The organism is Streptomyces aureocirculatus (genome assembly GCF_000720475.1).
Classification (GTDB): Bacteria; Actinomycetota; Actinomycetes; order Streptomycetales; family Streptomycetaceae; genus Streptomyces; species Streptomyces aureocirculatus.
In genome coordinates this window covers 1-24,692 of sequence record NZ_JOAP01000034.1, presented here as the reverse complement: position 1 = coordinate 24,692, position 24,692 = coordinate 1, and the positions used below count along the sequence as shown (strand labels likewise).

Here is a 24,692-nt window from a genome sequence, read left to right as displayed (position 1 = left end):
GTGTTGGAACTTCCCTCTCAGCCGAGCAGAACGTCGTCGTCGCCGATGCGCCTCAGCTCACGCACCAGGATGGCGATGCCCGTGACGATGGCGGCGGCGGAGACGACCGCGTCGACGAGCTTGAGCGCGTCGTTCTCGGCGCGGGCCTTCTTGACCTGCTTGAGCGTGCTCAGCGCGCCGAACGCGGTGGTGCCGATGGACAGATACGTGCCGGTCCTGGACTTCCTGAAGCCCTTGGCCTTGGACAGTGCCTTGTTGCTCATAGCGACGGTGCCTCCTCATGCAGCGGGTGGCCCCACTTTTCCACGAAGGCGGCCTCGACGGCCGCACCCACCTTGTAAAGACGCTCGTCCTTCATGGCGGGGGCGATGATCTGGAGTCCGACGGGCAGACCGTCCTCCGGCGCGAGGCCGCAGGGCAGCGACATGGCGGCGTTGCCCGCCAGGTTGGTCGGGATGGTGCACAGGTCCGCCAGGTACATCGCCATCGGGTCGTCGGCGCGCTCGCCGATCGGGAAGGCGGTGGTGGGCGTCGTCGGCGAGACGATCACGTCGACCTGCTCGAAGGCCTTCTCGAAGTCCCGCGTGATGAGCGTGCGGACCTTCTGGGCACTGCCGTAGTACGCGTCGTAGTAGCCGGAGCTGAGTGCGTACGTACCGAGCATCACGCGGCGCTTGACCTCGTCGCCGAAGCCGGCCTCGCGGGTGAGCGCGGTGACGTCCTCGGCGGACTTCGTGCCGTCGTCACCGACGCGCAGGCCGTAGCGCATGGCGTCGAACCGGGCGAGGTTCGACGAGCACTCGGAGGGCGCGATCAGGTAGTACGCCGAAAGGGCCAGGTCGAAGGAGGGGCAGTCCAGCTCGACGATCTCCGCGCCGAGCCCCTTGAGGAGCTCGACCGACTCGTCGAAGCGCTGCACGACACCGGCCTGGTAGCCCTCGCCGCGGAACTGCTTGACGACGCCGACGCGCATCCCGGCGACCGAGCCGTTGCGGGCGGCCTCCACGACCGGTGGCACCGGGGCGTCCACGGACGTCGAGTCCAGCGGGTCGTGCCCGGCGATGACCTCGTGCAGCAGGGCCGCGTCCAGGACGCTGCGGGCGCAGGGCCCGCCCTGGTCCAGGGAGGAGGAGAACGCCACCATGCCGTACCGCGAGACGCCGCCGTACGTCGGCTTGACGCCGACCGTGCCGGTGACGGCCGCGGGCTGGCGGATGGAGCCGCCGGTGTCCGTGCCGATGGCGAGCGGGGTCTCGTACGCGGCGAGCGCGGCGCTCGAACCGCCGCCGGAGCCGCCGGGGATCCTGGTCAGGTCCCAGGGGTTGCCGGTGGGGCCGTAGGCGCTGTTCTCGGTGCTCGACCCCATGGCGAACTCGTCCATGTTGGTCTTGCCGAGGATGACCACGTCGGCGGCCTTCAGGCGCTTGGTGACCGTCGCGTCGTACGGCGGGATCCAGCCCTCGAGGATCTTGGAGCCGACCGTGGTCGGGACGCCCTCGGTGGTGAAGATGTCCTTCAGGGCGAGCGGGACACCGGCGAGCGGGCCGAGCTTCTCGCCCCGCGCGCGCTTCTCGTCGACGGCGCGGGCCTGCGCGAGCGCGCCCTCGCGGTCGACGTGCAGGAAGGCGTGCACCTTCTCGTCGACGGCGTCGATCCGGGCCAGATGGGCCTCGGTGACCTCCACGGCCGTCAGCTCGCCCGCGGCGATCTTCGCGGCGATCTCGGCCGCGCCCAGCTTGATGATGTTGCTGTCCGTCATGACTTGTTAGTCCTCCCCCAGGATCTGCGGCACCTTGAAACGCTGCTGCTCCTGGGCCGGGGCTCCGGAGAGCGCCTGCTCGGGGGTGAGCGACGGACGGACCTCGTCCGCGCGCATGACATTCGTCAGCGGCAGCGGGTGGGAGGTCGGCGGTACGTCTTGGTCGGCGACCTCCGAGACGCGGGCGACCGCGCCGATGATGTCGTCGAGCTGACCGGAGAAGTGATCGAGCTCCTCCTCCTTCAGCTCCAGACGTGCAAGGCGGGCGAGGTGTGCGACCTCCTCGCGCGTAATGCCAGGCATGCAGCGATCCTCAGGGGTGAGTGTGATGGGTTCACCCCCAATCCTATGGGGCGGCCCGCACTGCCCGCGCCCGACTTCTTCGCGGGGCGGGGTGGGGGCGGTCCGTGACCGAGGGTCCTGCGCCGGTGCGGGCTACGGGATGGCGCGGCTCGGGGAGGAGGGGGCGGGGTCCGGGGGCTGCGGCGCGGGGGCGCCGTCGGGCGGGTCGACGGGGCGGTGCCAGCCGCGCTCACCGCGCGTGCGCAGCCACGCCGTCATCTCGCTCGGCGGCATCGCGGCGGCGACCAGCCAGCCCTGGACTGCGTCGCAGCCCATGTCCCGCAGGCGCTCCCAGGTCTCGTCGTCCTCGACGCCCTCGGCGACCACGAGCAGACCGAGGGAGTGCGCGAGGTCGACCGTACAGCGCACGATCTCGGCGTCCTCGTTGTCGACGGCGAGCCGGGCCACGAACGACCGGTCGATCTTCAGCTCGCTGACGGGCAGACGGCGCAGGTGGACCAGCGAGGAGTAGCCGGTGCCGAAGTCGTCGAGGGACATCTTCACGCCGTGCCCGGTGAGACCGGCGAGGGTGTCGGCGGCGCGCTGCGGGTCCTCCAGGAGTACGTGCTCCGTTATCTCCAGTTGGAGCGCGCCCGGCGGCACCCCGTGACGGGCGAGCCGCGCGGCCACGGATCCCGCGAAACCGGGGGTGTGCACGTCACGCGGCGACACGTTCACCGCGACCGGCACGTACAGACCCTGCGCACGCCACTTCGCGACCTGGGCGAGGGCGGACTCCAGGACGTACTCCGTGAGGTGCGGCATCAGGCCGGACGACTCGGCGATGGCGATGAACTCGTCCGGCGGCACCTTGCCGCGCTCGGGGTGCACCCAGCGCACGAGCGCCTCCAGGCCGGCCACCTGCCCGTCGAAGCGGACCTTCGGCTGGTAGTGCAGCTCCACGTCGCCGGCGTCCAGGGCGCGGCGCAGATCGCCGAGGAGGCCGAGCCGGTCGGGGGTGTTGGAGTCCCGCTTGGACTCGTACACCTCGACGCCCGTACGGTCCCGCTTGGCCTGGTACATCGCCACGTCCGCGCGGCGCAGCAGCCCTTCGGCGTCCAGGGCGTGGTCGGGGAAGACGGCGAGCCCGGCGCTTGCCTCCAGGACGAGGGTGAGGCCGTCCAGGTCGAGGGGCGAGCCGAGGGCGGCGACCAGGGAGCGGGCGACGCGCGTGGCCGACGTCGTGGAGTCCGCGACCGGGAGCAGCACCGCGAACTCGTCGCCGCCGAGCCGGGCCGCCTCCGCGCCGCGCGGCAGCGCGAGCCGCAGCCGGTCGGCGATCTGCAGGAGCAGCCGGTCACCGGCGAGATGGCCGAGGGTGTCGTTGACCGAACGGAAACGGTCCATGTCGATCAGCATCAGGGCGGAGCGCGCGCCGATGCGTTCCGCGTCGTCTAGGGCCGTCCAGGTGCGCTCAAGGAGCCACTGCCGGTTGGGCAGTCCGGTCAGCGGGTCGCGGAGCTGCTCCTCGGCTCTGGCCCGTGCGATCCACAGCGTGGAGTCCAGGGCGACGAGCGGGATCGTGAACAGCGGCAGGAGCAGCGGCAGGGACATCGCGACGACACAGATCAGCGGGGCGATGCCGAGCAGGGCCACACCGAGCAGACTCTGCCGGACCAGGGCGGTCCTGGTGACCGTGGGCAGGGCGCCGGTGCGCGGGGCGTGCACGTACCAGAGCAGGACCCGGGTGACGGCGAGATACGCGACCGCGACGAGGGCGACCTCGGGCGCCGTGTAGAGGTCCCAGCTCTCCGGGTTCCAGGGGGAGTCGGCGGACGGTGCGGTGCCGAACGCGGCCATCGTGAGGGCGCCCGCGCCGATGCCGAGGATGTCCACGGCGCCGTGCAGCACTCCCTGGCGCCAGCGGTGGCGGCGGGCGACGCCCACCAGGACGACGACGGTGAGGCTGACCATGCCCGCGGGCATCCAGCCGTACAGGAGCAGTACCGCCACGGTCAGTGCGCCGCCGGAGCCGGTGCCGCCCCACCAGCGGTCGCGGCCGAGCGCGACGAGATGGCCGACGATGAGGCCGGTCAGGATGGCCAGGGACCAGCCGACCGTGCCGGCGGGGAAGAGCGCGTGGCCGCCGGTGAACGCGTGGAAGAAGCCGGTGCCGAGGACGACCGCGGCTGCCGCGACGACGGCCGTCGGCAGCAACTGCCAGCTTCCGCGGCCGCCCTCGTCGTCGCCGTCCACGCCGCCGCCGTCCAGGCCCGGGGTCCGGGTGTCCGTACCTCGTGCGTCCGCCGCCCTGGCTCCGCGCCACAGTCCGCGTCGCGCTCCACCACCCGCGGCGCCCGCCCCCGCCCCGGCCCGCACCGCACCCCGCCCCACCACGCCGTCCCCGACACCGGCCACCACACCCCGGCCCACCGCGCCGTCCCCGGCACCACCGACACCGGTCCGTGCCGCACCCCGGCCCGCCGCGCCGTTCCCGGCACCACCGACACCAGTCCGTGCCGCACCCGGGTCCTCCGCGCCGCCCCCGGCACCAGCCCGTGCCGCACCCCGACCCGCCACGCCGTCCCCGGCACCACCGACACCGGTCCATGCCGAGCCCTGGTCCACCGCGCCGTTCCCGGCACCACCGGCACCGGTCCGTGCCGCACCCCGACCCGGCATGCCGTCCCCGGCACCAGTCCGTGCCGCACCCCGGTCCTTCGCGCCGCCCCCGGCACCAGTCCGTGCCGCACCCCGGTCCTCCGCGCCGCCCCCGGCACCAGTCCGTGCCGCACCCCGACCCGCCATGCCGTCCCCGGCACCACTGACACCAGTCCGCGCCGCACCCCGACCCACCGCGCCGTCCCCGACACCACCGACACCGGTCCATGCCGAGCCCTGGTCCACCGCGCCGTTCCCGGCACCACCGGCACCAGTCCGTGCCGCACCCCGACCCGCCACGCCGTCCCCGACACCAGTCCGTGCCGCACCCCGACCCACCGCGCCGTTCCCGGCATCGCCGACACCGTTCACCACACCCCGTACGCCCGCAGCGCCCTCACCGCCTGCGGCTCCGCCGTCTCCCTGAACCGCACCTCGGCCGAGCGCGGCGTCCCCGCCGCCCCCGGCACCGGACGCGGCGGCCCGGACCGGGGCGGGGCCCGTCCCACCGTCGGCCGCACCGTGCTGGACACCACCCGAACCGGGCCCGGCTCCGGCCGTCGCACCACCGACGGCGCCCACGACCGCACCCGTCGCCATCCCGGCGACCGCGCCGGTCGCCATCCCGGTCACTGTTCCCGTCACCACACCGGTGGCCGATCCGGCGGCCAAACCGCCCGAGGCCACCCCGGCCGTCGCCACCCCGCCCGACGACGTCACCGCATCCACCAAAGGCGCCGCACCGCCCACAGAGACCGCACCCGCCAAAGGCGCCGCAGCGCCCGCATCGGCGGTCCCGCCGAACCCGGTGCCCGTCGCGGTGTCCGCGTTCGCGGCCCGTACCGCCGTCGTCGTGTCAACTGCCCCGCTCGGTAAGGGCGGTGCGGTGACCGGCCGCGCGGCGCTGTCAGTCTCGTCCTTGCCCGGCCACGGCGCACCGCGCCCGTCCGGGCCCCGTCGTTCCTCTTCGGCACTCGCCGTCACGCCAGCCTCCGCCGGGACCACCGTTTCGCGACATCCGGTTCCCCGCACGGGCACGCGTCGTCCGCCCGGCTCCGGTCCCTCACCAAGTGCCATACCCCGTGGAGCCGTTGCTTCCTCCTGTACGACGTCATCGGGGCCAAAAACGGCCGTCCCACCCGGCCAGAGGCCCTCGTTCAGGCCAACGCCCGAGGTCCAGGCGCGCTCACGGGGCCGGAGCCCGGGCGGCCCACCGGCCGGCGCGACCCGCACGTCCCCGGGGCCGCGAACGGCGTCGCCCGGGCGGCCCCGCCGTCCGCCGAGCAGGCGACGCAGGCGCGACCGCAGCCATGAGTCCGGGGCGACGCTCTCGGTCGGTTCCATTCCCGTCCCTCTCACAGCCGGCGATGCCCACGCCACGCGGCAGCACGCGGACTTGAAGATCCTTGGACAGCCACGTCCGAAACCCTCCCCGGCTCTCGGCAAGCAGGGGATACCCCATCCGCAGCGGGGCACGGCAGGCGCACACCTCAACAGTAGGCCGCAGAGGGCTTCCACGGGCAGCGGTCGCCTATGGTTGCCCGAATGCGCCCCGGCCACCCGTATGCATCTGATATGCGCTGAACGGGTGGCCTTCAACCGCTATTCTTCGGTCGGAAGTGCGACCTCCCGAGCGGCCTCCGCCCCTTGTTCGAGCAGGACCGCGAAGCCGTCCTCATCGAGGACGGGAACCTTCACTTGCATGGCCTTGTCGTACTTCGAACCGGGGTTGTCACCCACTACGACGAATCCCGTCTTCTTCGAAACGGAACCGGTGACTTTCGCTCCGCGGCTCTGCAGCGCCTCTTTCGCGCCGTCCCGCGTGTGGTTCTGGAGCGTGCCGGTGACCACGACGGTGAGGCCCTCCAGGGGGCGGGGGCCCTCGTCCTCTCCCCCGACCTCCTCCATACGGACACCGGCGGCGCGCCACTTACGGATGATCTCCTGGTGCCAGTCCTCGGCGAACCACTCCTTGAGGGACTTCGCGACGATCTCACCGACGCCGTCGGTGTTCGACAGCTCCTTCTCCGTGGCCTGCTCGATGCGGTCGACGGAGCGGAATTCACGGGCAAGGGCCTCGGCCGCGACGGGACCCACATGGCGGATGGACAGGCCGGTGAGGACACGGGCCAGCGGGCGCTCCTTGGCCGCGGCGATGTTCTCCAGCATGGCGAGGGTGTTCTTCTTCGGCTCGCCCTTCTGGTTGGCGAAGAAGAACACCACCTTTTCCTCGCCGGTCTTCGGGTCGCGCTTGGGCAGGCCCGAGTTCTGGTCGAGGACGTAGGACTTGATGGGGAGGAGGTCCTCCACCTTCAGGTCGAAGATGTCGCCCTCGTCGACGATGGGCGGGGTGGCGGGCTCCAGCGGCGCGGTGAGGGCGGCGGCGGCGACATAGCCGAAGTTCTCGATGTCCAGGCATTTGCGGCCCGCCAGATAGAACAGGCGCTCGCGCAACTGTGCGGGGCAGGTCTGTCCGTTCGGGCAGCGGAGGTCGATGTCGCCCTCCTTCATGGCCCGCAGCGCCGTGCCGCACTCGGGGCACTCGGTGGGCATCTCGAAGTCGCGCTCGCTGCCGTCGCGCAGATCGACGACGGGGCCGAGGATCTCGGGGATGACGTCGCCCGCCTTGCGCAGCACGACCGTGTCGCCGATGAGGACGCCCTTGGCCTTGACCACCTCCTGGTTGTGCAGCGTGGCGAACTCGACCTCCGAGCCCGCGACGGTGACGGGCTCCACCACGGCGTACGGCGTGACGCGGCCGGTGCGGCCGACGCCGACCCTGATGTCGACGAGCTTGCTGTTGACCTCCTCAGGCGCGTACTTCCACGCGATGGCCCAGCGGGGGGCGCGTGAGGTGGAGCCGAGGCGGCCCTGGAGGGGGATCTCGTCGAGCTTGACGACGACTCCGTCGATCTCGTGCTCCACGGAGTGGCGGTTCTCGCCGTAGTAGGTGATGAACTCGCGGACGCCGTCGAGGCCGTCGACCACCTTGTTGTGCTTGGCGGTGGGCAGGCCCCACTCGCGCAGCAGTTCGTACGCGTGCGACAGGCAGTCGATGTCGAGGCCCCTGCGGGCGCCGATGCCGTGCACCACCATGTGCAGGGGGCGGGTGGCCGTGATCCGCGGGTCCTTCTGGCGCAGGGAGCCCGCCGCGGCGTTGCGCGGGTTGGCGAAGGGCTTGTCGCCCGCCTCCACCAGGCGGGCGTTGAGGCCCTCGAACTTCTCCATCGGGAAGAAGACCTCGCCGCGGATCTCCACGAGCTCCGGGACGCGGTCGCCGCGCAGGCGCTCGGGGATGTCCGCGATCGTGCGGACATTGGGCGTGATGTCCTCGCCCGTGCGGCCGTCGCCGCGGGTCGCCGCACGGGTCAGCCTGCCGTTCTCGTACGTCAGGTTGACCGCGAGGCCGTCGATCTTCAGTTCGCACAGGAAGTGGTGCTCGCCGGTGCCCACTTCCTTGGCCACGCGCTCGGCCCAGGCGGCCAGTTCCTCGTCGTCGAAGGCGTTGTCGAGGGACAGCATCCGCTCGCGGTGCTCGACGGGGGTGAATTCCGTCTCGTACGCCCCGGCGACCTTCTGGGTCGGGGAGTCCGGCGTGCGCAGCTCCGAATACCGCTCCTCCAGGGCCTCCAGCGAGCGCAGCAGCTTGTCGAACTCGGCGTCGCTGACGACCGGCTGGTCCTTCACGTAGTACCGGAAGCGGTGCTCCTCGATCTGCTCGGCCAGTTGGGCGTGCTCGTCGCGTGCCTCGGCGGGCACCGTGCCTTCCTGTTCGACAGCCACCGTCTCGTCCTCCCGTTGCCTTCAGACCCGTTACTCAGGGTTGTCCGCGAGTGATCTCGCCGCCCGGGCGCAGTGGGCGAGCGCCGCGCGGGCGTACGCCGGCGACGCGCCCGCGAGACCGCACGACGGGGTGATCGTGACCGACTCCGCGAGTGTCCCCGGATCCAGCCCCAACCTGCGCCACAGCGTCCTGACACCCATGACGCTACCGGCAGGGTCTGACAACGGGCCCTCGGTGCCGGGTACGACACCGGCGAACAGCTTCGTGCCTGCTTCGACCGCCTCACCGATCACCTCGTCGTCACGCTCGGTGAGCAGGGCGAAATCGAACGACACGGCGTCCGCGCCCGCCCGGCGCAGCAGCGCGAAGGGGACGTCGGGCGCGCAGGAGTGCACGGCCACCGGCCCTTCGTGGACGGCCATGACGTCGCGCAGCGCGCTCTCGACCAACTGGCGGTCCACGGCGCGGTGCGTGCGGTACTGGCTCGCGGTCCTGATCTGCCCGCGCAGCACGGCGGTCAGAGAGGGCTCGTCGAGCTGGAGGACGAGCTGGGCGCCCGGTACCCGCCTCGCGACCTCGGCGAGGTGGGCGCGCAGGCCTTCGGCGAGCGATCCGGTCAGGTCGCGGCAGGCGCCGGGGTCCGAGAGCGCGGCCTCGCCGTTCCGCAGCTCAAGGGCGGCCGCGAGCGTCCACGGGCCCACTGCCTGGACCTTGAGCGGGCCCTCGTACCCCTGGGTGAACTCCTCCAGGGCATCGAGGTCCTCGCCGAGCCAGGACGCCGCGCGGCGCGTGTCGCGTCCCGGCCGGTCGCCGATGCGCCAGCCGCTCGGCTCCACGCGCGCGTACACCTCGACGAGCAGCCCCGCGGTGCGGCCGATCATGTCGGCGCCGGGTCCGCGCGCGGGCAGCTCCGCCAGGTACGGCATGCCGTGCCCGGCTCCGGCGGGGCCCGCGGGCCCTTCGAAGGTGCCGGTGACGGTCCTCGCGGTCTCGCGTGCGTCGCCGCCGGGCATCGATCCGACGCCGGTGGCACCGCCCCACACAAACGTGCTCACAGCCTCGCTCACCGTCCTGGCCGCACCGACAGGTCGTTGACCTCGGCGTCGCGCGGCAGGTCGAGGGCCATCAGGATCGTCGTCGCCACCGACTCGGGGTCGATCCACTGTCCCGCGTCGTACTCCTTGCCCTCCTGCTGGTGCACCTTGACCTGCATGGGGCTCGCGGTGCGGCCGGGGTACACGGAGGTGACGCGCACGCCGTTGCCGTGCTCCTCGTTGCGCAGGGAGTCCGCGAGGGCCTTCAGGCCGTGCTTGGAGGCGGCGTACGCGGACCAGTCGGCGCTCGCGCGCAGCCCGGCGCCGGAGTTCACAAAGATCACGTGGCCCTGGGCGGCGCGGAGTTGGGGCAGGAAGTGCCGGGTCAGCTCGGCGGGCGCGATCAGGTTGACGTTCAGTTGGTGGCGCCAGGTCTTGGGGGTGAGCTCGCCGACGGGTCCGAGGTCGACGACGCCCGCGATGTGCAGCAGCGAGTCGACGCGGTCGGGGAGCGTCTGGTGCGAGAAGGCCCAGGAGAGCTTGTCCGGGTCCGCGAGGTCGCCGACGAGGGTGCTCGCGCCGGGGTACTCGGCGGCGAGCTCCTTGGCGCGGCCCGCGTCGCGCGCGTGCAGCACGAGCGCGTCGCCGCGCGCGTGGAGGCGGCGGGCGAGGGCCGCGCCGATGCCGGAGCCCGCCCCGGTGATCACATGAGTTGCCATGCGCCCATGGTCGCATTCCGGCAGGTGACGCGGGCGCCTCGGGCGGCGCGGGCGGTGCGCCGGCCGACCCGCCCGGCGGTCAGCGCGTGCCCATCGCCTCCTCCAGATGGGCCAGGGCGCCCACCGGCTCCTCGGCGAAGAAGACCAGATCGGTCAGGGGCACCGGCAGGAATCCCTCGTCCTCCATGCGGCGGAACTGCTCCTTCAATCCGTCGTAGAACCCGGCCGAGTTGAGGAGCACCACCGGCTTGGTGGTCCTGCCGTGCTTTTTCAGCTCCAGGATCTCGGTGGCCTCGTCGAGGGTGCCGGTGCCGCCGACCATGATCACTACGGCGTCGGCCTTCTCCAGGAGCAGTGCCTTGCGCTCGGCGAGGTCCCCCGCGATCACCATGTCGTCCACGCCCGGCCGGGCCTTGGCGGCGAGGAAGTCGACCGTCACTCCCACGAGGCAGCCGCCGGCCTCCTGCACGCCGTCCGCCACGACCTTCATCAGGCCTACGTCCGAGCCGCCCCACACCAGCGTGTGACCACCCTTGCCGAGCAGCTCGGCGAACTCCCGGGCGGGGCGCGTATAGGTCTCGGGCAGGTCGGCGGCGGAGAGGAAGACGCAGATGTTCATGGCCCCACGGTACGTTCCGGCACCGACACTGTAGGAAGGAGAGCGGCAGCAGCCGTAACAGGATCTCCGGAAGGGGCAGCGTCATGGTCCAGGGACACCGCATCACGGTCGAGCAGGGCACGCAGCACGTGCGCGTGGAGCACGGCGGCCAGGTGGTCGCCGAGTCCACGCGTCCGCTGCTGCTGCGCGAGACCGGTTACCCGGTGCGCTACTACCTGCCTCCGGAGGATGTGCGCACGGACCTGCTGACGCCGTCCGCCACGCACACGTACTGCCCCTTCAAGGGCACCGCGTCCTACTGGTCGCTGCCGGGCGCCGAGGACACCGTGTGGGGGTACCCCGAGCCGAAGCCCGCCGTGGTCTCGATCAAGGACCACTTCTGCTTCTACGAGGCGCGGGAGATCCCGGCGGCATAGGGCCCCTCCGGTGCGTCGGGCAGGCCCTGGGCGGCCGTCGCGGCGAACGTTCTGCGGTAGGCGGCGGGTGACACGCCGATGACGGAACGCATGTGCTGGCGCAGCGAGTTGGCGGTGCCGAAGCCCGCGCGGTGGGCGACCAGGTCGATGGGCAGGTCGCTGGTCTCCAGGAGGTGGCGGGCCAGTTCGAGGCGCTGGGCGGTGAGCCAGCGGCCCGGTGTGGTGCCCACCTCGTCGCGGAAGCGGCGCGTGAACGTGCGCAGGCTCATGCGGGCGTGCCCGGCGAGTTCCCCGAGGGTCAGCGGTTCCTGGAGCCGTTCCAGGGCCCACGCGCGCGTGGCCGCCGTCGTGGCGAGCGTGGGCTCCGGGACGGGGCGTTCGATGTACTGGGCCTGTCCGCCGTCCCGCCAGGGCGGCACCACGCAGGCGCGGGCGACCTGGTTGGCGACGGCGCTCCCGTGGTCGCGGCGTACGAGGTGCAGGCACAGGTCGATGCCCGCGGCGACACCGGCCGAGGTGAGCACGTCGCCGTCGTCCACGAACAGCACGTCCTCGTCGACGCGCACGCGTGGGTAGGTGCGCTGGAAGTGCGGGGCGAGGTGCCAGTGGGTCGTCGCGGGGCGCCCGTCGAGGAGCCCCGCGGCAGCCAGGACGTACGAGGCGCTGCAGAACGACACCAGGCGCGCCCCGGTCTTGATCCGGCCGAGCGCGCCGGCCACCGCCTCCGGGAGCGCGCCGCCGGTCAGCCCCTGGTCGAGGACACGGGTGGGCGGGATCACGACGGTGTCGGCGCCCTCCAGGGCCTTTGGGCCCGTCCCGCCGGTGAGGGAGAAGCCCGCGTCGGTGCGTACGGGGCCGCCGTCCACCGTGCACACGACGACGTCATAGAGCGGGCGCCCCGCGCCGTCCTCGGCGGCGCCGAAGACGCGCGAGGGGATGCCCAGCTCGAAGGCGTACACGCCGTCCAGGGCGAGGACGACGACGCGGTGCGCACTACGGGAGGCCATGGCCAGATCCTGTCACATCATGGCCAAACTGCCAGCACCACGAGGCGGCCCGCGGGCACACGCTGGTGGTCGCCCAGCAGAGCCCGCCTGAACCCGGCAGCGGTCAGCGGCAGCCGGCGGAACCCAGCGGAACCCAGCAGTAAGGACAAGATCGAATGAACTCCCGTACGACCACGACCATGCGTGCCGTCAGCCCGCGCGCGTGGGGCGCCCCCGACGTCCTGGTCCCCGTGGAGGTGGACCGCCCCGAGCCGGGTCTCACCGAGATCCTGGTCAAGGTGCACGCCGCCGGTGTGAACCCGGTCGACTGGAAGACGCGGGCCGCGGGGGAGTTCGGCACGTGGGGCGACACGCCGATCCTCGGGTACGACGTGTCCGGCACGGTCGAGGCCGTCGGCCCCGGTGTGACGCTCTTCGAGCCCGGCGACGAGGTGTTCGGCATGCCGCGCTTCCCGGAGCAGGCGGGCGGCTACGCCGAGTACGTCACCGCTCCCGCGCGGCGCTTCGCCCGCAAGCCCGAGAACATCGACCACGTGGGCGCCGCCGCGCTGCCCCTGGCCGCGCTCACGGCCTGGCAGGGCCTGGTCGAGACGGCGGGCCTGCGCTCCGGTCAGCGCGTGCTGATCCACGCGGCCGCGGGCGGCGTCGGCCACCTCGCCGTGCAGATCGCGAAGGCGCGGGGCGCGTACGTCATCGGGACGGCGCGCGCCGACAAGCACGACTTCCTGCGCTCGCTCGGTGCGGACGAGCTGATCGACTACACGGCGACGGACTTCGCGGCGGCCGTGCGCGACGTGGACGTGGTCCTGGACGGCGTCGGCGGCGCGTACGGCGACCGCTCGCTGCCCGTGCTCCGCCGCGGCGGCCACCTGGTCACGCTCCCCGACCCCGGCGGCCTGCCGGACCCCGACCGGGCGCGGGAGCTCGGCATCCACACCGGCTGGACCGTCGTGGAGCCGGACCGGCACGGCATGCTGGAGATCGCCCGCCTGGTCACCGAGGGCAGTCTCCGCCCGGAGATCGCCGCGACACTGCCCCTCGTACAGGCCGCGAAGGCCCACGAACTCGGCGAACGGGGCCGCACCCAGGGCAAGATCGTGCTCACGGTCGCCGAGTAGCGGGCGCCTTGCCCGAAAGCACCTGCCCCGAAGGCACCTGCCCGAGGGCACCTGCCCCGAGGGCACCTGCTCCGAAGGCATCTGCCCCGCAGGTGCCTACGCGAGCGCCGTCGCGGCCCGCTGGGTGGTGGCGATCGTCGCCGAGCCCACCACGCGCGAGCCGTCGTACAGGACGATCGCCTGGCCGGGGGCCACGCCGCGCACCGGCTCGGTGAACGTGACGTGCAGGCCACCGTCGACCGGTTCGGCGGTCACCTCGGTCTCGCCGCCGTGGGCGCGCAACTGGGCGGTGTAGGTGCCCGCTCCGGTGGGGGCGGCGCCGCACCAGCGGGGCCTGACGGCTGTCAGGGCGGTCACGTCGAGGCCTGCGGCGGGGCCGACGGTGACGGTGTTGTCCACCGGGGAGATGTCCAGGACGTAGCGCGGCTTGCCGTCGGGCGCGGGCGTGCCGATGCGCAGGCCCTTGCGCTGGCCGATCGTGAAGCCGTACGCGCCCTCGTGCGTGCCCAGCCTGTTGCCGTCGGCGTCGACGATGTCGCCCTCCGCCTTGCCGAGGCGTGCGGCGAGGAAGCCCTGGGTGTCGCCGTCCGCGATGAAGCAGATGTCGTGGCTGTCGGGCTTCTTGGCGACGGCGAGCCCGCGGCGCTCGGCCTCCGCGCGGATCTCGTCCTTCGTGGTGACCGTGTCGCCGAGCGGGAACATCGCGTGCGCGAGCTGCCGGTCGTCCAGGACGCCGAGGACATAGCTCTGGTCCTTGGCCATGTCCGATGCGCGGTGCAGCTCGCGCGTGCCGTCCTCGTTCACGATCACCTGGGCGTAGTGGCCGGTGCAGACCGCGTCGAAGCCTAGGGCCAGGGCCTTGTCCAGGAGCGCCGCGAACTTGATCTTCTCGTTGCAGCGCAGGCACGGGTTCGGGGTGCGCCCCGCCTCGTACTCGGCGACGAAGTCCTCGACGACGTCCTCGCGGAAGCGCTCGGCGAGGTCCCACACGTAGAACGGGATGCCGATCACGTCCGCCGCGCGGCGGGCGTCGCGCGAGTCCTCGATGGTGCAGCAGCCGCGCGCGCCCGTGCGGAACGACTGCGGGTTCGCCGAGAGCGCCAGATGCACACCGGTCACGTCGTGCCCGGCCTCGGCGGCTCGGGCGGCGGCGACGGCGGAGTCCACGCCGCCGGACATGGCGGCGAGGACGCGGAGCGGGCGGCTGGTGCGCGGCGGGGCCGACGGGGTCTGCGAAGTCATAGCCCTAACAGGGTACGGGTCCGTGGGAACCGGACGCGCGTGCGTAAGCGTTGAGGATCACATGGGGGAACAGGACACCTCGAACGCAGCCGACGCCGGGAGCACACCGGACTCCGGGAGCGCGGGACCCGGCCCGGCCAGGCGCGCCCTGCTGCTCGGCACCGTGGCCGCGGGCGTCGGAGCCGTCGTGCTCGCCCACGACGAGCTCGGCGACCTGTGGGGGCGCAGACCGCGGGTCTCGAGGCCGCGCGAGGACGGCGTGGTCGACGCCCGCGGCGCCCAGTGGATAGCGGCGTCGGGGGCGAACTGGCGCCGGGCCGACCGCCCCGCCGACTACGACATCGACCGCGTCGTCATCCACGTCGTCCAGGGCGGGTACCGCACGGCGCTGCGCGTCTTCAGGGACCCCGGGCACGGCGCGGCCACGCACTACGTGGTCCGCAAGGACGGGCACGTCGCCCAGATGATCCGCGAGCTCGACGTGGCCTTCCACGCGGGGAACCGCTCGATGAACGAGCGCAGCGTGGGCATCGAGCACGAGGGGTTCGTCGACGAGAAGTCGTCGTTCACGGACGCGATGTACGCCTCTTCGGCGGTGCTCACCGCCGGGATCTGTCGGCGGTACGAGATTCCGGTGGACCGGGAGCACATCATCGGGCATGTGGAGGTGGAGGGGACGGATCACACGGATCCGGGGCCGCACTGGGACTGGGGGCGGTATATGCGCCTTGTGCGGCGGGAGCGGGACAGACCGGTTCGCACCGGTACGCCTGCTTAGCCCCCTGCCGAGGCGGGTGTGCTGCCCGGCTGGGAGCCCCCATGCCCGCCCCTTCCCGATCCTGGGGCTCCGCCCCAGACCCCGCTCCTCAAACGCCGGAGGGGCTGGAAATACCAACTGCCGGAGGGGCTGGAAATACCAACTGCCGGAGGGGCTGGGGCTCGGGAAGTGGGCTAGCTCAGGCCCGCCGACCGTGCGCGCTCCACCGCCGGGCCGATCGCCTTCGCCACCGCGTCCACGTCCGCCCGCGTCGACGTGTGGCCGAGCGAGAAGCGCAGGGTGCCGCGGGCCAGGTCGGGGGCGGTGCCGGTGGCGAGGAGGACGTGGCTCGGCTGGGCGACGCCCGCGGTGCACGCGGAGCCCGTGGAGCACTCGATGCCCTGAGCGTCGAGGAGGAGCAGCAGCGAGTCGCCCTCGCAGCCGGGGAAGGTGAAGTGGGCGTTGGCCGGAAGGCGTCCCGCCGGGTCCGGGTCGCCGCCGAGGAGCGCGTCGGGGACGGCGGCGCGCACCGCGGCGACCAGTTCGTCGCGCAGCGCGCCGATCTCGCGCGCGAACCACTCCCGCTGCTCGGCGGCGACCCGCCCGGCGACGGCGAACGCGGCGACGGCGGGCACGTCCAGGGTGCCGGAGCGCACATGGCGCTCCTGGCCGCCGCCGTGCAGCACGGGCACGGGACTGTGGGAACGGCCGAGGAGCAGCGCGCCGATGCCGTACGGACCGCCGATCTTGTGTCCGGACACGGTCATGGCGGCGAGCCCGGAGGCGGCGAAGTCGACGGGTACCTGCCCGAAGGCCTGAACGGCGTCCGCGTGCAGCGGTACGTCGAACTCGGCGCAGACGTCGGCCAGTTCGCGTACCGGCTGTAGGGTGCCGATCTCGTTGTTGGCCCACATGACGGTGGCGAGCGCCACGTCGCCGGGGTCGCGGGCGATGGCCTCGCGCAGCGCTTCGGGGTGCACGCGGCCGTGCGCGTCGACGGGGAGGTACTCGACGGTGGCGCCCTCGTGCTCGCCCAGCCAGTCCACCGCGTCGAGCACGGCGTGGTGCTCGACGGGGCTGGCCAGGACCCGGGTGCGGGGCGGTCCGCCGTCCTTGCCCGCGCGCCGCGCCCAGTACAGGCCCTTCACGGCGAGGTTGTCGGCCTCGGTGCCGCCGGAGGTGAGGACCACCTCGCTGGGGCGGGCGCCGAGTGATTCGGCCAGCGTCTCGCGGGCCTCCTCGACGGTGCGCCGCGCCCGGCGGCCCGCCGCGTGCAGCGAGGAGGCGTTGCCGGTGACGGCGAGCTTGGCGGTCATCGCCGAGATCGCGTCCGGGAGCATCGGAGTGGTCGCGGCGTGGTCGAGGTAGGCCATGGTGGCCACGATTCTACGAGCCGTGGCCAGGGGGCCCGACCTCACGGTCGGAGTGCGGGGCTGTCCCGGAGCTTCGCGGTCGGAGCGCGAGGCGGTCCTGGAGGCGCCCGGTCAGAGCGAGAGGCTCCAGGACACCGTGTCGTCCATCGCCATCAGGGTGCCGAGGACGACGAGGTCGGCCACACCGAGACCGAGGCCGAGGAGCGCGCGGCCGCGGCGTGCGGTGCCGCGCCACAGGGCGATCGACGCCAGGACGATGGCGATCGGGCCGAGGACGATGTTCAGGACGAGCAGTCCGAGGAGGCCGAGTACGAAGGAGGCCACGGCCATGCCGTCGGTGTCCCTGCGCCCCGTGGGGCGCTCGGCCGTGGGGCGCTCGGCCGTGGGGCGCTCGGCCGTGGGGCGCTCGGCCGTGGACCGGTCTGTTGCCGTTGCGGTGAGTTCCATGGCGCGACTCCTCAAGAGTGGATCGGGCGTCGTACGGAACGGACGTGTCAGCGGTGGCGTGCGTGGCGCTCCCGCACCGTGAAGATCAGCAGCCAGGCACCGATGACGGTGGCCATGACGAGCGTGACGGGCAGCGGTGCGTGCGCCACGGTCCCCATGGCGACGCCCAGAAGCAGCAGTGCGGCGACGAGGAACAGCATGGTGCGGATGCCTCCCGTGTAGGTCACATGAACGCGGCACATGAAAGCGTCACATGAACGCGTCACATGAACGCGCAACATGACCGCCGTGGACACTTCGGTGAACGACTGTGGTTACAACTGTTCACTGACTATGGAGTCTAGCCCGCCTACGGCTTCCAAAACTCGGAGAACAGTTGTTAACTGCATGGCATGAGTCACACTCTCGACGATCCGGCCCCGGCCCCGGGCGCCCGGCGGGCCCAGAAGCTGAGGACCCGGCAGGCGCTCCTCGACGCGGCCCTGCGCCTGCTTGAGGAGCAGAGCCTGTCCAGCCTCGGGCTCCGCGAGGTGACCCGCGCCGTGGGGGTGGCCCCCACGGCCTTCTACCGGCACTTCCGTGACACCGCCGACCTGGGCGTGGCCCTGGTCGAGGAGGCCCTCGGCAGCCTGCACACGACACTCGTCGCCACGCTCGCGGCGACCGGTGACGGCGAGGAACGCATCGCGGCCGCCGTCGAGTTGATCGTTGCCTACGTACGCGCGTACCCCGCACACGCCCGCTTCATCGCACGGGAACAGCACGGCGGCGTACGCCGGGTACGCGAGGCCATAGGCGCGCAACTTGCGCTGTTCGCGCGGGAGGTGGCGGCCCAGTTCGCCAGGGAGCCGGAGGCGGCGGGCTGGAGCGAGGACGATCTGCTGATGCTCGCCCGGATGTACGTGGACCACATGGTGATGACCGCGTCCGCGCTCCTGGAGACCGCCGACGCGGAGCCGGTGGCGGACACCGCGCGCAGACAGCTCCGCCTGGTGGGCCTGGGACGCCGACACTGGCTCGACACCACACCGGCCTCGACGGATCAGTAAGGGGCAACTAGCCTTTACGGTCATGACGAACCTCCCGATCGACTGGCAGCTCCCCGAGACGTTCGACTCCTCCTCGGGCGCCGTCCGCTGGGCCGCGCTCGGTCCGGCCGACGCGCCGCCGGTCGTCCTGGTGCACGGCACCCCGTTCTCGTCGTACGTCTGGCGCGGCGTCGCCAGGGCGCTGGCCCGCGACCACCGCGTGCACGTCTGGGACCTGCCCGGGTACGGCGCCTCGGAGATGCGGAACGGCCAGGACGTCTCGCTGGCCGCGCAGGCGCGGGTGTTCACCGAACTCCTCGCCCACTGGGGCCTGGACAGGCAGCGGCCCCCGGCCGTCGTCGCCCACGACTTCGGCGGCTGCGTGGCGCTGCGGGCCCACCTGCTGCACGACGCCCCCTACACCCGGCTCGCCCTCGTCGACCCGGTGGCCCTCGCACCCTGGGGCACGCCCACGTACGGGCTGCTCGGCGCGCACGCGGACGTCTTCGCCCAGTTGCCGCAGGCCCTGCACGAGGCCATGGTGCGGGAGTACGTCGGCTCGGCGAGCCACCACGGGCTGCACCCCGCCGTCCTCGACCGGCTCGTGGCGCCCTGGTGCACACCGGCGGGGCAACCCGCGTTCTACCGGCAGATCGCGCAGAACGACCAGCGCTTCACGGACGAGATCCAGGACAGGTACGGCGAGTTGGCGCTGCCGGTCCTCGTCTGCTGGGGCGCCGAGGACACCTGGCTCCCGGTCGCGCGCGGCCACGAGCTCACCGGTCTGATCCCCAGCGCCGAGCTGCGCCTGATCGAGGGCGCCGGTCATCTCGTACAGGAGGACGCACCCGCGGAACTCACGGCGGAGCTCGGTCGTTTCCTCACCGCGGGCCCTCGTACAGGTCACTGACGGCCGCGGCGGCCCGCGCCAGCTCTTCGCGTACCTCGGGCGGCGAGAGGACCTCGACGGCGTCGGAGAAGGCCAGCAGGACGCGGGCGGCGCGCACCTCCTCCCAGACGAGGCGCACGGTGACCCACTCCCCCGCACCGCCCCCGGCGCCGTCCTCGACGAGTTCCGTGAGCGCCCCCGCGTGCAGCCGCAGAAAGCGGCCGAAGCGGTCGCGGCGCACCCTGGCCGTGACCTCGATCCCGCCGGTGCGCCGCTCCACCTGCTGCTTCAGGAGCTCCCAGACGTCGGCGAGTTCGACGCCCGGGCGGCGGCGCACGGGCTCGTCCGTGAGCCGCGCCGCGCGCACCCGGTCGGCGCGGAAGAGCCGCGGCTCCCCGTCCCTGTCGGCCACGAGGTACCAGACACCGGCCTTGGACACGAGGCCGTAGGAGTCGAGGGTGTACTCCCGCTCGGCGTCCGTGCCGCTGTGCACATAGCGCACGCGCAGCCGCCGGTCGGCGAAGACCGCCTCCTGGAGCGTCTCCAGATGGTCCACGGGCAGTCCCGCGCCGGGCCCGCGCTCCCACCGCGTGGCATCGACGAGGATCCGCCGCCTGGTCAGCTCGGCGGCGGGCCGGTGCGGGGCGGGCAGCGCCGCCATCACCTTGCGCAGGGCGGAGCCGATCGCCGCGTCCAGGCCGAGGGCCGCGTGGGCGCCCTGCGCGGCGAGCACGAACAGGGCGCGGGACTCGTCGGCGGTCAGACCCGTGACGTCCGTGCGGTAACCGTCCAGGAGCGCGATACCGCCGTGCCTGCCGCGCTCGGCGTACACCGGGACACCGGACGCGGACAGCGCTTCGACGTCGCGGTAGATGGTGCGCACGGACACCTCGAGACGCTCGGCGAGTTCATGCGCGGGCACTCTGCCGCGGGTCTGGAGCAGCAGCAGGATGGAGAGCAGACGGTCGGACTTCACAAGGAACAGGATCGCGCGCGTCCGCATCCAGAAGCGACGGAAAAGGCTGGTCAGCTCTTCCCAAATTCTGCTTATGATTCGGACGTGTTCGACTCCCGGCACATCAGGTCCTTCCACGAAGTGGTCCGCACCGGTTCGTACTCCGCCGCGGCCCGCTCGCTCGGCTATACGCAACCCGCGATCACCCAGCAGATGAAGGCGCTCGAACGGTCCGTGGGGACAGTCCTGTTCACCCGGGTCGGCCGGCGCATGCGGCTCACGGAGGCGGGCGAGGCACTTTCCCGGCACGCCGGAGTGATCCTCGGCAATATCGACGCGGCCCAGCAGCAGATGAACGCGATCACGCGCCTGCGCACCGGCCGGGTGCGGCTCTGCGCCTTCCCGAGCGCCACCGCCACACTGATACCGGAGGCCCTGGCCCGCCTGGCCCGCGCCCACCGCGGCATCCGCGTCGAGCTCCAGGAGTACGAGCCGCCGGAGTCCCTGCAGCGCCTGGTGCACGGCGACGCGGACGTCACGCTCGCCTTCACCTACCCCGGCCTGCGCGAGGAGGTGCCGGACGAGGTCGTCGAGGTGCCGCTGATGGAGGACCAGCTCACGGTTTTGATGCCCACCCGGCATCCGATGGCGCGCCGCCGCTCGGTGCGGCTCGCCGATCTGTCCGACGAGCGCTGGATAGCGGGCTGTCTGCGCTGCCGCGCCAACTTCCTGCACGAGTGCGCCGAACAGGGCTTCGCCCCGGACATCGCCTTCACCACCGACGACAACCTCGTCATCCAGAGCCTCGTCTCGGAGGGGCTCGGCATCGCGATGATGCCCGGACTCGTCCTGAACTTCCTGTGCCACCGCTCCGTGACCGGCCGCCCGCTCGACCCGGCGTCCCGGCGGCAGGTGTCCGCGTACGTACTGCGGGAGCACCTGCGCATCCCGGCCACCACGCTGGTGCTCGACGAGTTGAAGGCGGTCGCGGCGAACCGGGTCGGCTGCTGACCCCGACCGGCCGCCCAAGGTCCACTCATCCGGCCATAAGCAATCTTTAGGGCTGCGCGAAGAAACTGTCGTTGGACGTGATGGATGATCCAGGTCGACGCTGCCCGTATGACCACCCCCACCGCGCACACCAGGACCCGCACCACGGAGCGCCTCGACGCGCTCGTCACCGACATCCGAGAGGCCGTCGGCCGCGGCCTGCCACCGGACCTGACCGCGTACCTGGTGGGCGAGCGCCTCGCCCCGCACCTGGGCGCCGCCGACCTGCTCACCCCCGAGCAGTGCGAGGGCGACCCCGAGCGCTACCGCCAGCACCTGCTGCACGCCGAGAGCGACGGCAGCTTCTCCCTCGTCGGCCTGGTCTGGCTGCCCGGTCAGCACACCTCGGTGCACGACCACGTGTCGTGGTGTGTGACGGGCGTGCACGAGGGCGAGGAGCACGAGCGGCGCTACCGGCTCGTCCCCGCGGCCGGGCCCGGCACCGCCGCGCACCTCGTCGCCACCGAGGACGTGGTGAACCCGCAGGGCGCGGTGTGCGGTTTCGCGCCGCCCGGGGACATCCACCGGGTGTGGAACGCGGGCGCGGGTCGCGCGATATCGCTGCACGTCTACGGCGCGGACATCTCGCGGCTCGGCAGCAGCGTACGACGCGTGTACGACCTGCCGGCCGACCGCTGATGGCACTGCTCGGGCACCGCCCGCCGAAGACTGCGCCGACGCCGGCGCGGGTCGCGCGCGTGCGCGTACGGGCCGCGGGGCCCTGGCCCGGTCTCGCACTGGCCGCTTCGGGTGTCGCCGTCGCCTGGGGGATCCACCGGCTGCTTCCCGGCGTGCCGATGCTGACGGTCGCCATCGTCCTCGGGCTCGCCGCCGCGCAACTGCCAGGGACCCAGGTGTGGGTACGAGGCTGGGCGCGGCCCGGACTCACCTTCGCGGCGAAGCGGCTGATGCGGGTGGGTGTGGTGCTGCTCGGCCTGAAGCTCAGCCTGCGCGATGTGCTCGGGGTGGGCTTGGGCACCGTCGCGATGGTCCTTGTGGTGGTCGCCGCGACGTTCTTCGGTACGTGGTGGCTCGGCCTGAAGCTCGGGCTCCCCGGCGACCAGCCGCTGCTCATCGCGACCGGCTACTCGATCTGCGGGGCGTCCGCGATCGGCGCGGTCAGCGACGTCTCCCGCAGCGAGGAGCGGGACACGGCCGCCTCCGTGGCCGTGGTGACGCTCTGCGGGACGCTGGCGATCGCCGTACTTCCGCTGCTCCAGGGGCCTTTGGGGCTCAGTGACGCGGAGTTCGGGCGCTGGGTCGGGGCGAGCGTGCACGACGTGGGGCAGGTGGTCGCCACCGCGCAGACCGCCGGGGGTGACGCCCTCGGGGAGGGTGTGCTCGTCAAGCTAATGCGGGTGGCGATGCTCGCGCCGCTGGTGGCGGGGGTGGCGCTTGCTGTGCGGGCCCGCAGTGCGCGGGGCGCCGGGAGTGCGGGGGTGCCGGGTGAGCGGCGGCCGCCGTTGGTGCCGTTGTTCGTGGCCGGATTTGTGGGGATGGTCGCCGTCCGCAGTACCGGGTGGCTGCCGGACGCCGCCCTCGACGGGGCCGGGGTGGCTCAGGAGTTGCTGCTCGCTGCGGCGCTTTTCGGGCTGGGCAGCGCGGTGGACCTCCGGTCCCTGGTGCGTACCGGGGGGCGGGTGGGGATTGTGGGGCTGTTTGCTTGGGTTGTGGTGGGCGGGGTTTCTTATGCGGGGGTCTGCCTGACCGGCTGAGGGGGCGGGGGCCGTGTCCGATGCGGTGCGCGTCAGGTGAGGCGGGCTCGGGCCAACTGGCGGGACTGGGCTATCAGGCGGTCGGTGGAGTCCCAGATCTCGGCGTCCTCCTCCAGGAAGCCGCCGGCGAGGTTGCGGGTGGTGATGGCGACACGCAGCGGCCCCGGCGCGGGCTTCGCGCGGACGTGCACGGTGAGTTCCACGGTCGGCACCCACCCCGTGAGCCCCATCTCGAACGCCGTCGGCGGCAGCGCGTCCACGGCGAGCAGCAGCGACAGCGGGTCCGCGGGGCGCCCGTCGGCTAGCCCGAACCACGCCCGCATCTCGCCCTTGCCGGAGGGCTGCCCGAGCGCCCAGCCCAGCGTCGCCGGGTCCAGCTTCAGCCACAGCCGGTCGGCGATCGCGGACGAGCCCGGCATGGGCCGCTGATCGGCAGGCGCGTCGTCGGCGCCGAAGCACTGCTCGGGCGGGGGCATCGCCGGGGGCTTCGCCGACGTGCGCACGTCGTCGGGCAGCGCGTCGAGGTCACCGTACGAGGCGAGCACCCGCAGCCGTTCGACCTCACCGCCGTCGGCGTCGAACTGCACGAGCGAGGCCTGCCCGGTGGAGAGACCGCGCCCGGTGCGCACGGTCTCGGTGCGCACGACGGCCGGTCCCGGTTCGGACGCGGTCAGATAGTGCGCGGTGATCGTGAACGGGTCGGGGTGCGGCAGCGCGTGCGCGAGGGCACGGCCGACGACCGCGAGGAGATAACCGCCGTTGACGGCGTTGACGATGGTCCAGCCCGCGGAGAGGTCGGTGTCGTAGACGCCGGGCTCCCGTCGGGTGACCGCCGTGTCGCGGTCGAACTCGCTGTCCCCCACCGTCGCGTGCGCCGTCGGGGCCGCGACTGTCTCCGTTTCCGCCATGGCAGCAACGTACAACAAGCAACTACTAAGCGGTAGCTTTTCTTTCGGCCGGTTCCTCCGCCGAGGAGCGGCGGTTCCAGGCGCGCGGCGCCCGCCAGTGGTAGTGCAGGGCGAGCAGCCGCAGGACGAACGCGGTGACGACGGCGAGCACCGTGGTGAGGCCGTTCAGGACCTCGAAGCGGATGGACAGGGCGACGATCGCCGCGCCGACGGCGGCGGGCACCGCGTACAGGTCACGGTCCCAGCGCACCAGGGAGGGCACCTCGTTGGCGATGATGTCGCGCAGCACACCGCCGCCCACCGCCGTGGCGAGGCCGAGGGTGGCGGACGCGGTGAGGCCGAGGCCGTAGTCGTACGCCTTCGTGGTGCCCGTCACACAGAACAGGCCGAGGCCCGCCGCGTCGAAGACGTTCACCGCGAACTGGGTGCGTTCGACCTGCGGGTGCAGGAAGAACACGAGGAGGGCGGCGAGCAGCGGGGTGAGGAAGTAGCCGAGGTCCGTGAAGGCGGCCGGTGGTACCGCGCCGATCACCAGGTCGCGGAAGAGGCCGCCGCCCAGGGCCGTGACCTCCGCGAGTACGGCGATGCCGAAGACGTCGAAGTTCTTGCGTACGGCCAGGAGGGCGCCGGAGATCGCGAAGACGAAGATGCCGACGATGTCCAGCGCGTGCTGGACCGACGGGCTGAACAGTTCCAGAAGCACGCACCATTGTCCCCCGGCCGGGGGCCGTCCCACCTCACCGGCTCCGGCACCCCGCCCTCAGCCGCCGAACAGCTTCTACTCCCCCACCCACCCGCCCTGCCACCGCACTGACGCACTCGCCCCCAACCACCGGCCAGGCTGTCCCCCACCGCCCGCCCTTCACCACGCTGACGCACTCGTCCGCAACACCGGCCAGGCTGTTCCCCGCCGCCGCCCTTCACCGCGC

General features: G+C 72.6%; 24 protein-coding genes. 8 read left to right on the top strand and 16 right to left on the bottom strand.

What is annotated here, in order from left to right; genetic code table 11:
* Nucleotides 1-17: 17 nt before the first annotated feature.
* From IG78_RS0127905 to IG78_RS0127865, 8 genes are all read right to left on the bottom strand, one after another.
* A complete protein-coding gene (locus IG78_RS0127905; protein ID WP_030568015.1) occupies nucleotides 18-263 on the bottom strand; it encodes a membrane protein in 246 nt (81 codons plus the stop codon).
* On the bottom strand, nucleotides 260-1,759 hold the full coding sequence (gatA, locus tag IG78_RS0127900) for an Asp-tRNA(Asn)/Glu-tRNA(Gln) amidotransferase subunit GatA (RefSeq protein ID WP_030568013.1): 1,500 nt from the start codon (nucleotides 1,757-1,759) through the stop codon (nucleotides 260-262). The genes IG78_RS0127905 and gatA overlap by 4 nt, the downstream gene beginning before the upstream one ends.
* 6 nt (nucleotides 1,760-1,765) lie before the next feature.
* Nucleotides 1,766-2,062, bottom strand: coding sequence for an Asp-tRNA(Asn)/Glu-tRNA(Gln) amidotransferase subunit GatC (gatC, locus tag IG78_RS0127895; protein WP_030568011.1), 297 nt, complete (start codon nucleotides 2,060-2,062; stop codon nucleotides 1,766-1,768).
* A gap of 132 nt (nucleotides 2,063-2,194) precedes the next feature.
* On the bottom strand, nucleotides 2,195-4,723 hold the full coding sequence (locus IG78_RS0127890; RefSeq protein WP_404827769.1) for a putative bifunctional diguanylate cyclase/phosphodiesterase: 2,529 nt from the start codon (nucleotides 4,721-4,723) through the stop codon (nucleotides 2,195-2,197).
* Nucleotides 4,724-6,304: 1,581 nt separating this feature from the next.
* The gene (gene ligA, locus IG78_RS0127880) at nucleotides 6,305-8,485 is read right to left on the bottom strand and encodes an NAD-dependent DNA ligase LigA (RefSeq protein ID WP_030568007.1); all 2,181 of its coding nucleotides are present in this window, start codon (nucleotides 8,483-8,485) and stop codon (nucleotides 6,305-6,307) included.
* A gap of 30 nt (nucleotides 8,486-8,515) precedes the next feature.
* A complete protein-coding gene (locus IG78_RS0127875; RefSeq protein ID WP_404827768.1) occupies nucleotides 8,516-9,541 on the bottom strand; it encodes a methionine synthase in 1,026 nt (341 codons plus the stop codon).
* Between the two features lie 8 nt (nucleotides 9,542-9,549).
* Nucleotides 9,550-10,239: an SDR family oxidoreductase gene (locus tag IG78_RS0127870; RefSeq protein WP_030568003.1), complete on the bottom strand. Its 690-nt coding sequence runs from the start codon at nucleotides 10,237-10,239 to the stop codon at nucleotides 9,550-9,552.
* Between the two features lie 79 nt (nucleotides 10,240-10,318).
* Nucleotides 10,319-10,858 (bottom strand): LOG family protein, encoded by a 540-nt coding sequence (locus tag IG78_RS0127865; RefSeq protein ID WP_030568001.1) that lies wholly within the window; start codon nucleotides 10,856-10,858, stop codon nucleotides 10,319-10,321.
* A gap of 83 nt (nucleotides 10,859-10,941) precedes the next feature.
* Here IG78_RS0127865 and IG78_RS0127860 point away from each other — a divergent pair, with 83 nt between their 5' ends.
* Entirely contained in the window at nucleotides 10,942-11,274 is a 333-nt protein-coding gene (locus IG78_RS0127860; protein ID WP_030567999.1) for a DUF427 domain-containing protein, read from the top strand.
* Here IG78_RS0127860 and IG78_RS0127855 read toward each other — a convergent pair.
* Nucleotides 11,244-12,281 (bottom strand): GlxA family transcriptional regulator, encoded by a 1,038-nt coding sequence (locus IG78_RS0127855; protein ID WP_051852991.1) that lies wholly within the window; start codon nucleotides 12,279-12,281, stop codon nucleotides 11,244-11,246. The two genes, IG78_RS0127860 and IG78_RS0127855, sit on opposite strands and share 31 nt — an antisense overlap.
* A gap of 155 nt (nucleotides 12,282-12,436) precedes the next feature.
* Here IG78_RS0127855 and IG78_RS0127850 point away from each other — a divergent pair, with 155 nt between their 5' ends.
* Nucleotides 12,437-13,399 carry an NADP-dependent oxidoreductase gene (locus tag IG78_RS0127850; RefSeq protein ID WP_030567995.1) on the top strand — a complete coding sequence of 321 codons (963 nt, stop codon included), beginning with the start codon at nucleotides 12,437-12,439 and terminating at the stop codon, nucleotides 13,397-13,399.
* Between the two features lie 96 nt (nucleotides 13,400-13,495).
* Here the strand turns inward: IG78_RS0127850 and mnmA are convergent, their stop codons facing one another.
* Nucleotides 13,496-14,641 (bottom strand): tRNA 2-thiouridine(34) synthase MnmA, encoded by a 1,146-nt coding sequence (gene mnmA, locus IG78_RS0127845; protein ID WP_030567992.1) that lies wholly within the window; start codon nucleotides 14,639-14,641, stop codon nucleotides 13,496-13,498.
* Nucleotides 14,642-14,702: 61 nt separating this feature from the next.
* Between mnmA and IG78_RS0127840 the strand changes: the two genes are divergently transcribed.
* Entirely contained in the window at nucleotides 14,703-15,419 is a 717-nt protein-coding gene (locus IG78_RS0127840) for an N-acetylmuramoyl-L-alanine amidase (protein ID WP_030567991.1), read from the top strand.
* Nucleotides 15,420-15,592: 173 nt separating this feature from the next.
* Here the strand turns inward: IG78_RS0127840 and IG78_RS0127835 are convergent, their stop codons facing one another.
* From IG78_RS0127835 to IG78_RS0127825, 3 genes are all read right to left on the bottom strand, one after another.
* Complete coding sequence (locus IG78_RS0127835) at nucleotides 15,593-16,771, bottom strand: cysteine desulfurase family protein (protein ID WP_030567990.1); 1,179 nt, start codon at nucleotides 16,769-16,771, stop codon at nucleotides 15,593-15,595.
* Between the two features lie 111 nt (nucleotides 16,772-16,882).
* On the bottom strand, nucleotides 16,883-17,218 hold the full coding sequence (locus IG78_RS0127830) for a hypothetical protein (RefSeq protein ID WP_030567989.1): 336 nt from the start codon (nucleotides 17,216-17,218) through the stop codon (nucleotides 16,883-16,885).
* A gap of 47 nt (nucleotides 17,219-17,265) precedes the next feature.
* Nucleotides 17,266-17,445, bottom strand: coding sequence for a hypothetical protein (locus IG78_RS0127825; protein WP_051852990.1), 180 nt, complete (start codon nucleotides 17,443-17,445; stop codon nucleotides 17,266-17,268).
* Nucleotides 17,446-17,610: 165 nt separating this feature from the next.
* Here IG78_RS0127825 and IG78_RS0127820 point away from each other — a divergent pair, with 165 nt between their 5' ends.
* Nucleotides 17,611-18,267: a TetR family transcriptional regulator gene (locus IG78_RS0127820; RefSeq protein ID WP_030567987.1), complete on the top strand. Its 657-nt coding sequence runs from the start codon at nucleotides 17,611-17,613 to the stop codon at nucleotides 18,265-18,267.
* A gap of 22 nt (nucleotides 18,268-18,289) precedes the next feature.
* Nucleotides 18,290-19,156, top strand: a complete 867-nt coding sequence (locus tag IG78_RS0127815; protein ID WP_030567986.1) for an alpha/beta fold hydrolase — start codon at nucleotides 18,290-18,292, stop codon at nucleotides 19,154-19,156.
* Here IG78_RS0127815 and IG78_RS0127810 read toward each other — a convergent pair.
* Complete coding sequence (locus tag IG78_RS0127810; protein WP_030567985.1) at nucleotides 19,128-20,111, bottom strand: helix-turn-helix transcriptional regulator; 984 nt, start codon at nucleotides 20,109-20,111, stop codon at nucleotides 19,128-19,130. The two genes, IG78_RS0127815 and IG78_RS0127810, sit on opposite strands and share 29 nt — an antisense overlap.
* Nucleotides 20,112-20,195: 84 nt before the next feature.
* On the opposite strand from IG78_RS0127810, the gene IG78_RS0127805 reads away from it, so the two are divergent.
* From IG78_RS0127805 to IG78_RS0127795, 3 genes are all read left to right on the top strand, one after another.
* Nucleotides 20,196-21,101: a LysR family transcriptional regulator gene (locus IG78_RS0127805; RefSeq protein ID WP_030567984.1), complete on the top strand. Its 906-nt coding sequence runs from the start codon at nucleotides 20,196-20,198 to the stop codon at nucleotides 21,099-21,101.
* Between the two features lie 108 nt (nucleotides 21,102-21,209).
* Nucleotides 21,210-21,779: a cysteine dioxygenase family protein gene (locus tag IG78_RS0127800; RefSeq protein WP_030567982.1), complete on the top strand. Its 570-nt coding sequence runs from the start codon at nucleotides 21,210-21,212 to the stop codon at nucleotides 21,777-21,779.
* Entirely contained in the window at nucleotides 21,779-22,855 is a 1,077-nt protein-coding gene (locus IG78_RS0127795; RefSeq protein WP_030567980.1) for a YeiH family protein, read from the top strand. Before IG78_RS0127800 ends, IG78_RS0127795 begins: the two co-directional genes overlap by 1 nt.
* Nucleotides 22,856-22,887: 32 nt before the next feature.
* Here the strand turns inward: IG78_RS0127795 and IG78_RS0127790 are convergent, their stop codons facing one another.
* Together IG78_RS0127790 and IG78_RS0127785 are read right to left on the bottom strand one after the other, a co-directional pair.
* The gene (locus tag IG78_RS0127790) at nucleotides 22,888-23,763 is read right to left on the bottom strand and encodes a thioesterase family protein (protein ID WP_030567978.1); all 876 of its coding nucleotides are present in this window, start codon (nucleotides 23,761-23,763) and stop codon (nucleotides 22,888-22,890) included.
* A 25-nt stretch (nucleotides 23,764-23,788) separates the two neighbouring features.
* On the bottom strand, nucleotides 23,789-24,466 hold the full coding sequence (locus IG78_RS0127785) for a trimeric intracellular cation channel family protein (protein ID WP_030567975.1): 678 nt from the start codon (nucleotides 24,464-24,466) through the stop codon (nucleotides 23,789-23,791).
* Nucleotides 24,467-24,692: the final 226 nt, after the last annotated feature.